Raw genomic sequence first — 2,728 nt, 5'->3', positions numbered from 1 at the left:
CGCGACGCGACGAAGGCCGCCGCCGTGCGCTTGACCGCCTCCAGCCGCGTCACCGGCCCGCCGTCCAGCGTGAAATCCTTTTTCATCATGCTGCCCGACAGATCCAGCGCCAGAACGATGTCGCGCCCCGAGGCCGGAACGATGTCGCTGACCGCCTGAACACGCGGGCCGGCCAGAGCCACCACCAGCAGCAGCCATCCAAGCCCGGCCAGCCAGACACCGCGACGTCGGTTCGCGACGCCGGCTGCCGCGGCCGCCGCAGCCAGATGCGCAGGCAGGATCAGCGCAGGCCGAGGCACGGCGAGGGGCGGGGTCAGCCAGCGCACCAGCAGCGGCAGCGGCAGAAGGATCAGCAGCAGCGGCGCGGACAGGCTCATCCCCGCTTCCTGCGGCTGCGCAGGGCGACACGCTCGATCCGGCCGTCATCGGGGGGCGGCGCGGCACCATAGGCGGCGGCGCGCAAGGCGTCGGGCAGGTGGCCCAGGATCCGGGCCACGGCAAGGATCCGCTCGGGGCCGGGCAATCCGCGGGTGGCGCGGATCAGCGCCCGGCGCGAGGGGCGGCGGTCGAGACAGGGCCGCAGCGCCAGAAACAGCGCCAATCCGACCAGCAATCCCAGGCCCAGCAGGCCCAGATCCTCGCGCCAGTCCATGACCGCCATGCCAGCCGGCAGGCGCGGCGGGGCCAGGGCCGCCAGCAACTGATCTTGCGTCACGGCCGGACCTCGACCGGGCTGGCGCCAAGGGCGCGCAGGCGCGCGATCTCTGGCCGCAGATCGGGCGCCAGCAACCGTGCCAGACGGCTGCGCTGGCCGTCGCTGATGGTCAGGGCCGGGCGCGGGGGCGCGATTTCGGCTTCGTCCAGCACCAGCGCGACGCTGACCATGCGCCGCCGCGACAGCCCGGTCAGCGCCGCCTCGGCCTGCAACCAGCCGCCCGGCAGAGTCGCCAGCACCACGCGCCCGCCGGCGGGCGCCAGCCGGGCGGCATGGGACAGCGCTTCGGTCAGGCCGGGCGCGCCCGGTTCGGCCAGCGCGCGATCGTGCTGATGCGCCAGCAATCGCGCGATCGCGGCCATCTGCGCCTCGCCCGTGGCGGACGGCATCTCGGCCAGTCCCGCACCCGAGACCGACAGGACCGCGACCGAGCCGCCGCGCCGCGCCGCAAGCCATCCGGCCCGCGCCAGCAGCCGCGCGGCGCGGACCGATCGCAAGGCCGCGCCGGTGCCCCACAGCATCGGCGCGCGGAAATCGGCGACCAGCAGGGTGGTGTCGTCGCGATCCTCGTGCAGGCTGCGCACATGCGGCTGGCCGGTGCGCGCTGTCGCCGCCGGGTCCAGCCGGCGCGGATCGTCCCCCGCGACATAGGCGCGGATCTCGCGCAGATCCATGCCGCTGCCGGGCAGTCGCGCCGCCACCGCTCCGGTCCGCCGGGTGGCAGGACGCTGTCTTTCGGGGGCCGTCGCTTCGTCGCGCAGGGCCAGCAGTTCGGCCGCTTGCAGCCGGATCCCCGCGACATCGGGCAAGCCGGCCGGAACTACCACGGTCGCACCGCGGCTAGCGCATCGGCAACGAGGGACCGCCTGCTTCGCCCTTCGCTGACAGCCTGCCACGCAGGCACCATCCGGTGCGACAGTGCATCTGCGGCCAGCGCCTCGGCATCCTCGGGCAAGCCGTGATCGCGGCCATGCAGCCAGGCACGCGCGCGCACCCCTGCCGCCAGCGCCAGCGAACCACGCGGCGATACCGGATGTTCAACCCATTCCGCCACCGCGCCGCCGGGTCGCGTCGCCATGACCAGCCGGACGATGAAATCCTTCAGCGCCGGAGCCAGATGCACCCGCGAGACGCGGTCACGCGCCCGCGCCAGATCCTTGGCCGTGACGACATTCGGAACGTCAGAGGGCGGCGCCATGCCCTCGGCCTCGACCAGATCGAGGATCGCGCGTTCGGCCACCGCATCGGGAAGATCCAGCCGCAGATGCAGCATGAAGCGGTCAAGCTGCGCCTCGGGCAGCGGAAAGGTGCCCTCGTGTTCGATCGGGTTCTGCGTGGCCACGACCATGAACGGATCGGGCAGCGGTCGCGTGATGCCGCCCGATGTCACCTGACGCTCGGCCATCGCCTCCAGCAGCGCGGATTGCACCTTGGGGGGCGCGCGGTTGATCTCGTCCACCAGCACGAGACTGTGGAAGATCGGACCGGGCATGAAGTCGAAATGCCCGGTTTCGGGACGGAAGACCTGCGTGCCTGTCAGATCCGATGGCAGCAGATCGGGCGTGCACTGGATGCGCGCATGGCTGCCCGGAAGATGCGCGGCCAGATGTTTGACGGCACGGGTCTTGGCGATGCCCGGCGGCCCTTCGATCAGCACATGGCCGCCGGCCAGCAGCGCGATCAGCAGCCGTTCCACCAGCATGTCGTGACCGATCAGCGCCGCGCCGATCTGACCGCCCAGACGCGCGATGGCATCGGTTTCAACCCGGACGTCGTTCATCGCCTCCTCCTTGCGCTGAACGGGGCCAGTCTGCCGCGCAAGCGCGCGCCGCGCCAGCCCGGATCGACCAATCGCCCATGCCACTTTGGTCTGATCGGCGCGCGGCCCGGCGCCGGTCCGACCGACCGGGCGAACCTGTCTTGATGCCACGAGAAACCGGGTGAAAACCGCTTGACGCCCCCTGCGCCCTCCCTTACATCGCCCCCACCCGTGGCGGAGTAGCTCAGTTGGTT

At 72.0% G+C, this 2,728-nt stretch carries 3 protein-coding genes and 1 pseudogene; all 4 read right to left on the bottom strand.

The window, feature by feature from the left end; all coding sequences use genetic code 11:
- Positions 1-377, bottom strand: a pseudogene (locus B4A72_RS01440) (hypothetical protein); the annotation flags it as partial.
- Positions 374-715 (bottom strand): hypothetical protein, encoded by a 342-nt coding sequence (locus tag B4A72_RS01435; protein WP_292954478.1) that lies wholly within the window; start codon positions 713-715, stop codon positions 374-376. The gene B4A72_RS01435 and the pseudogene B4A72_RS01440, both read right to left, overlap by 4 nt.
- On the bottom strand, positions 712-1,542 hold the full coding sequence (locus B4A72_RS01430) for a DUF58 domain-containing protein (RefSeq protein ID WP_292977989.1): 831 nt from the start codon (positions 1,540-1,542) through the stop codon (positions 712-714). Before B4A72_RS01430 ends, B4A72_RS01435 begins: the two co-directional genes overlap by 4 nt.
- Positions 1,536-2,495 (bottom strand): AAA family ATPase, encoded by a 960-nt coding sequence (locus B4A72_RS01425; RefSeq protein WP_292954484.1) that lies wholly within the window; start codon positions 2,493-2,495, stop codon positions 1,536-1,538. Before B4A72_RS01425 ends, B4A72_RS01430 begins: the two co-directional genes overlap by 7 nt.
- Between the last annotated feature and the right edge of the window lie 233 nt (positions 2,496-2,728).

It is taken from the genome of Paracoccus sp. UBA5162 (genome assembly GCF_002413585.1).
GTDB lineage: Bacteria > Pseudomonadota > Alphaproteobacteria > Rhodobacterales > Rhodobacteraceae > Paracoccus.
This window is presented reverse-complemented; position numbering and strand designations above follow the sequence as displayed.